Raw genomic sequence first — 6,472 nt, 5'->3', positions numbered from 1 at the left:
AACTCAATGAAACATACTTTACTCCTATCGGGTGTCATCGCGGTCCTGGCTATCGGCGCGCCGGCCTACAGCCAGTACATCTACATGGATCGTAACGGGGATGGCGTTTGCACGAGCGCCGACGTGCTCTCGAGCAGCTCGACCAGCGTGGATATCTGGCTCAATACGAACCACAACGCGAACGGGACGACCGTGACTTGCGGAAACCCGTCTCAGCCCATGGATATCTTCAGCTACGATATTCTCGTTCACTCGTCCGGCGCGGGTGGTGTGACCTACAACAGCTGGTCGAACAACATGACGAATTACACGGTGTTCAGCGCGTTCACGACTTCCGGACCGGATATGGGCGTTGGCTTCCAGGCGCCGTTCGGCTCCTCGAATCCTGCTGGCCTCTATAAGCTCGGGACGATCGCGGTTACCGTGACGGGTACTCCTACGTTGAGCTTCCTGACCGCACCCCCGCAGGGCTCGAACATCCCGTCGCAGTTTACGGGTTTCGGCACACCCTGCGAATCGGGGACGTTTTCGAACACGATGGCGCTGGGCCTAGATTTCCAGGACAACTGTGGGACCTCTAGCGCGACGCCTACACTAGACACGACGTGGGGGAAGATTAAGCAGCTGTATCGGTAAGGATTGAAGCCGTCCGTCTGAGGACGGTTGAGATGACAAGCGAGGGGCGCACGAAGTTTCGCGCGCCCCTCGCTTATTTATTGCGGACGGATTTGATTCCGGCTCGACCCTGTGGGCCGCCGGGTCCGGCCGGCTTCCGATTCGCGCGGGGAGACGCGCGGGGAAGCCGGGCGGGCAGTCGGAGGGGGAGGCTTCCCTGTCTGCCTCTGGGGTTACACGGGCCCCAGGTTGAGCTCTGGAGTCGTCGACCGGGTACGCGGGGATCTTGAGCCGGTCGGCGGAAACGTTCGGATCTCGTGATCCGCCCGGGACGGCGGCCGCGGGGATTCCGAACCAGACCAAGCCCGGGAGCGAATGCTTCCGGCGGGGAGGAATCAGATGCATCACAGGTGGAAGTGGTTCTTTGCGTTCGCAGCGGTGCTGCTCGCGCTCGCGGGGTCCATTCCGGCGAACGCAGGGGTGCCGGACCCGGCGCAGTCGTTCTATGTTCCGGAGATTGGTCCGGTGGCGACGAGCACCTCAGCCCCGGTCGGGGGTTTTGGTGTGGAGGCGGTGACGGCTTGTTTGCCGCCCTGCCAGCAGGGAACGCTGGCAATCAATCAGATGATCATGTGTCCCAACAATGACGTGACCGGGCTTCGTTCGAACAACTGTCGGTTGAAGGTTGTGGTGAGGGCATCGGACGGCTCGCCGATCGCGAATATTCCCGCCGCGGACATCTGCGCGATGTTCAATGGTGGGACGCCCGCACAGGGGTTCTCCGGCGTGGGCGACGATTCGATCATTGCGAATTCCCAGTTCAATGGGGCGGCGAGTGGAAGGAACTGTCCGGACGTGCGCTGCGTATCGGCGGATGCTCCGACCAACGCGAGCGGAACGACCTACATCACGTGGGCAGGGAGCACGCCGGGGAGCCCGGGCGTGTCGACGCGGGATCCGCTTCGGAAGTGGGGCGGCTGGGCAGGCAGCATTCCTGTCATGGTGCTGGGGTTCGCGATTCAGGGAAGGCTGACGGATACGTCGCCAGCAGGATCGTACACGGCGCACGTGAAGAACGTGGACTTGGCCGGTGGGCGGTCCACCCTGGCGGGAGACCCCGGTGAGATCGTGAATTCGGTGGACAACAACGCGATGAACGGCGCCGCGCTGGCGTACAAGTACTTCGCGGACTATGTCAACCGAGGCGACACGAGGGTCGACTCCTTCGACAAGAACTTCTGGAACGGGCACACGCTTCTGGGCGGCCACAGATGCAACGTGGGCAACGCCGGCCCGAACTAGCGAAACCATCCCCCCCAGGTCTGGCCGGATATCGGGGCGGTGCCGAAAGGCACCGCCCTTTCATGTTCGCCCGCGTTGCGCCAGGGGCGGTCAGGGCCGAATGACGTACGCGAGCGCGAAGCCGATCTGGGCCAGGAACATCATCACGTACATGTGGGTCCAGGACGGGTGGTTTTCGGTCCGGGCGAGATCGTCCGGTCTGCGAACCATGAGATAGACGACGTACGCCCCCCAGGCACACATGAGCGCGGTAAGGCCGTAGAGGACTACCCGATTCCCACTCAGGTACCCGTGCGCGATTCCATAGGGGATGAGCAGGAAGGGGAGCACGAGGAAGGGGGCGATGATCCAGGCCGCGCGCCGCGCTCCATGCAAGACCGGGAGGGTGCGGAAGCCCGCCGCGGCGTCCCCTTTCTGATCGGCAAAGTCTTTGGTCGTCGTGGCACCCAGCAGGAAGAGGCCGAAGATCGCGCCAATGTACCAAGGCTCGAGCCGCCCGAAGTCGCGCACACACGACCAGCCCGCGACCTTGAGCAAGAGCCCCCGTGGAATCGCGATCACGAGGTTCGCGAGGTAAGGGACCGATTTCCAGCGGAGAGGCGGCGCCGAGTAAGCGACCGTGAGCGTCGCAGCGGTTCCGGCGAGAAGGGTGCACTGGGGGCCGACCGGGACTGCCAGGAGGAACGCGACGATGTAGAGCCATCCAGAGAGCTGGACCGCCTCCGTGGCGCTCACGCGGCCCGATGGAAGCGGCCGGGCGGGCTTGTTGATCGCGTCCGCTTCGAGGTCCGTGACCTGATTCAGGACGTTCGAGGCCGCGTTCAGGACCGCCGCCATCAGGGTCCCGAGCGCGATCTTCACGGCGATCCACGGCGCGAGAGGGACGGGCGGGTGCGCCCCAAGCGCGATCACGCTGCCCGTGAACATTCCCAGCGCCGGGGCGATGAGCGTGAACGGGCGGGCAAGCTCCCAGTACAGGGACAGCTTCCGATGCGCCAAGTGACCCCCGCAGGGCGGCCCTAGCGAAGCCCCAGATCGCCGCCGTCCATGGTCGCGGGAGGGGTGACACCCAACCGCCTGAGCACGCTCGGCGCGATGTCGATGATCGCGGGGGACGCCGCATCCAGCGGCCTGCTCGAAAACAGTACGCCGGGTACGAGGCCGGGGTCCACCGAGCAGTGATCGGCGCTCCAGCGCCTCTCGTTCCACTCGATGACTTGGGGTGGGATGCCCCCGAGCGAGGTCTGCCACGAAACGCGATACCCGCGCTCAAACCCCACCACCAGGTCGGGAGCCTCGTCGAAGTACGGTCCGCGGTAGAGCTCTTCTCTTGTATATACCTTGCGCACGACCCCCTCCCCCGTGTCGGGATCGCGCAGGGCTCCAAATTTCTTCACCAGCTCCTCCCGCAGCTCGTTGTACGCCCGCCCGGGCGGCACGATCCCGAGCCGCTCGCGTCCCTGGAGATTCACGTAGATCTGCCCCAGGGCGAGCGCGTACGCGCGCGTCTTGCTCCAGTCCACGTTGGGCCAGAACGTGCCGCGTCCGAAGAGGTCCTCCAGGTTGCGATCGCGGACGGGGTCCAGCTTGGAGAGCGTCATGTAGCCGTTCCGCACGAGCCAGGTGTTGATGTTCACCGCCTTGCGGAAGCTCGCAAAGCCGTGGTCGGAGCAGACGAGGAGGGTGGTTCGGCCGTCCTTGCAGCGCTCGAGCAGCGTACCCACGAGGGAATCCGCCCGCATGTACACTCGGTCGATCGCTCCGCCGTAGCGGGCCGCGAGCCGGCGGTTGTACATCGGATGCTCCGGATCGATGAGCCTCCAGAACATGTGCTGCACCTTGTCCGTGGATTGAAACACGGTCACGAAGAGGTCGGGATTCATCGATTGAATCGCGTCCAGCACGAGCGCGCGCTGGCGGTCGAAGGAGTAGTTCAGGTCTTGCAGGAAGACGTTCTCGTCGATCTTCTCCTCGTTCAGGGCCCATGTGTCCTCGGGCCAGCCGAGCGTTTTGTAGAGGCCGAGCTTTCGAGCGAGCTGCGCGCTGTAAGCCGGCGGGCTCGAGATGGGAATGGGGGGCCTGCGGGGGTCGAGATTGATCGGCGAGAGGTAGACCCGAAGCTCGGGGAAAGCCTCGATGACGTGGAATCGCGCGATCCCCCGAACCGCGACCAGAGGCGCGATGTGGAACTGGATCGTATACCAGTCGCTCCACTGCCCTTGCCCGACCGTGCGGACCTGCCCCGCGAGCGCGATCCGGACCGCGTTCTTGTTCACCCGCTGAAACTCGACCGGGATCGTGAGGTCGGGAATCCGCCCTTCCCGGTCGCGTCCCGCGAAGGGATTGCGCGGGCCGTGGACGACCGAGCGGGACCTCCCGTTGGAATCGAGCGCGAGGCGGGCGATTTTCCCCCCCATCTCGGTGTCGGCGGCCCCCGTCGCGTCGGTCGCGAAATAGGAAAAGGTGCCCATCGTACCCCGGATATCGGGAACCCCGAGCCCGGAGAGGAGTACGCCGGTTTGTAGCTTCTCGGGCGGGAAGTTGATGGGGGCCTCGAGCACGGCTGTTCTTATCCCTCGGGAGGAGGCGATCTGCCAGAAGGTGGTTCCCCGACGGTTGTTGATGACCGCCGGGGCCCGTGTCGGGATGAATCCCAGCGCGAACTGCCCCCGGCGGACCGTCACGGTCGAGAAATCGGGGTAGTAGGTCGCGGGGTTACGCTTCAGGAAGTCGTAGATTCGGGTCTTGCCGGGGTTCGATCCGGTCGAGAACGCGGACCAAGCGACCGGGGACTGCGCGGGATTCGTCGTGCGGAGCGCGCGCATGGCGCCGTGCCTTTGCATCCGGGCGAGATTGGGAAGCTTCCCGTGCGCGATGAGACGCTCGGCGACGCCGGGATCCATTCCATCGAAGCCCACAATGATGAAGCGCTCGTGGGGTTGGGCTGGAAGAGGCGTGTCGGAGGATGCAAGGAGCAGCAGCGCGGACAGGAGCACGAACGGCCCCAAGATCCGCGACGCTCGAATTCTTAGCTGATCGGTAGCAGGGCGTAGCGGCTCGATGGCCGAAGTCTAGCACCCGCCGTCCAAGAGTGTCAAACGAGGGGGTCCGGCCTTGACGCCTTTTCCGCCCGGTTCCTATAATGCCGGGTCCACGAGGCCCGCCGAATCACTCACGAAAGGGACCCCGCACATCCACCCCATCGCGCGACGGCTGGTTTCTATCGCCGTCCTCTCGCTCGCCTTCCCGGCGACGCTCTCGTTCGCCGCCGGGGCTTCGGTTCGCGCGGTGGCGCAGGACGCGCGCGGCGCCACGTTCGAGATCACGCCTCCGCCGGCGCGCTTTGACAGCACTTCCGCCGACGGCGCGCGGTACGTGCGGGTGTCGATGCCCGGCGCCTACGCGGCCGATGAGCCGGGCCGCCCCTCCCTTCCCACGATGATGATCCCGGTGGGCGTCCCCGATGGGATGAGCGCGCGGGCGCGCGTGATCTCCGCCGACTGGGAGGAGCGGGCCGGCCTGCCGCCCCCGCTTCCGGTGATGAAGCAGCGGTTCGTGGCGGACGATCCCAAGACCGGGCCCGTGAGCGAGGAGCGCTACGACCCCGATCCGGCGATCTACGGTCGCGGGGAGATCTGGCCCAGGGACGCGGTGACGCTGGGCGAGGGTGGTCCGCTCGGGGACTCCTGGATGATGCCCGCGATCGTGCGGGCGGTGCGCTACGACCCCGGGCACAAGCGATTCTCGGTGCTAAAGCGGATGACGCTTCGCGTGGATTTCGTCCAGGCGACCGCACGGGAGCTGAAGCTCCGGCCGGCGGTGCGGCCCGGGGCGGACGTCGGCGTCTGGCAGCACGTCCAGCGCACAATGCTGGGAAACTACGAATCCGCGCGTCGATTCCCGAGGCGGACGACGGTCGGCGCGCAGCCAGCGCGGTTGCCCTCGCGCGCGCCTCGGCGCGCCGGCGCGGCAAATCCGGAGTTCCGGATCTCGGTCACGACGACCGGGTGGAGCTCGGTGAGCTACGCCTCGATGGCCGCGGCGGGTTTTCCCGCGGGGGTGTCGATCTCGCAGATCGGGGTGTGGGAGCGGGGCTACGACGACGTGGGGGACAGCGCCACCTCGACGCCGATCCCGGTCGTGACGCGCGACGCGAACGCGAACGGGGTATTCGACTCGGGTGACGCGATCACCTTCTATGCGCGAAACCTCCGGGACCGCGTCGGCCCGCTCTCGATCGAGAACCGGTACGCATACGCCAACGTGTACTGGCTCACGTGGACCGCCGCGTCCGCCGCGGTGCCCGACTCGATTTCGGGGGTAATCTCGGATCCTTCGCCCGCGATGCCGACCTCGTTCCTGGACACGATCCATCTCGAGCAGAATTCGTTCATCATGCCGTGGCCCAACAGCTCGGTTGGCACGCCGTCCGAGAACGTCGAGTCCATGTTCTGGACGGATGGATTTGGTCCGGACCTGCTCTCGACGGACATCCCGTTCTTGGACCCCGACGCTTCGTCTCCATTCCGAATCGCGGCCCGCTACCAGGGCCAGC

Annotated in this window: 4 protein-coding genes; 2 read left to right on the top strand and 2 right to left on the bottom strand. The window is 65.7% G+C overall.

Features of this window, described 5'->3' with window-relative positions; translation table 11 throughout:
• Positions 1-1,014 precede the first annotated feature (1,014 nt).
• A complete protein-coding gene (locus E6K76_09535) occupies positions 1,015-1,917 on the top strand; it encodes a hypothetical protein (GenBank protein TMQ57832.1) in 903 nt (300 codons plus the stop codon).
• 90 nt (positions 1,918-2,007) lie between these two features.
• On the opposite strand, the gene E6K76_09530 is transcribed toward E6K76_09535, so the two are convergent.
• Both E6K76_09530 and E6K76_09525 read right to left on the bottom strand, forming a co-directional pair.
• Positions 2,008-2,916 (bottom strand): hypothetical protein, encoded by a 909-nt coding sequence (locus E6K76_09530; protein ID TMQ57831.1) that lies wholly within the window; start codon positions 2,914-2,916, stop codon positions 2,008-2,010.
• A gap of 20 nt (positions 2,917-2,936) precedes the next feature.
• Positions 2,937-4,913 (bottom strand): nucleotide pyrophosphatase, encoded by a 1,977-nt coding sequence (locus E6K76_09525; GenBank protein TMQ57830.1) that lies wholly within the window; start codon positions 4,911-4,913, stop codon positions 2,937-2,939.
• Positions 4,914-5,031: 118 nt separating this feature from the next.
• On the opposite strand from E6K76_09525, the gene E6K76_09520 reads away from it, so the two are divergent.
• The coding region (locus tag E6K76_09520; protein TMQ57829.1) for a hypothetical protein at positions 5,032-6,472 on the top strand (1,441 nt) is incomplete at its 3' end.

This window comes from Candidatus Eisenbacteria bacterium, from assembly GCA_005893275.1.
In the GTDB taxonomy this organism is placed as follows: Bacteria; Eisenbacteria; RBG-16-71-46; order SZUA-252; family SZUA-252; genus WS-7.
This window is presented reverse-complemented; position numbering and strand designations above follow the sequence as displayed.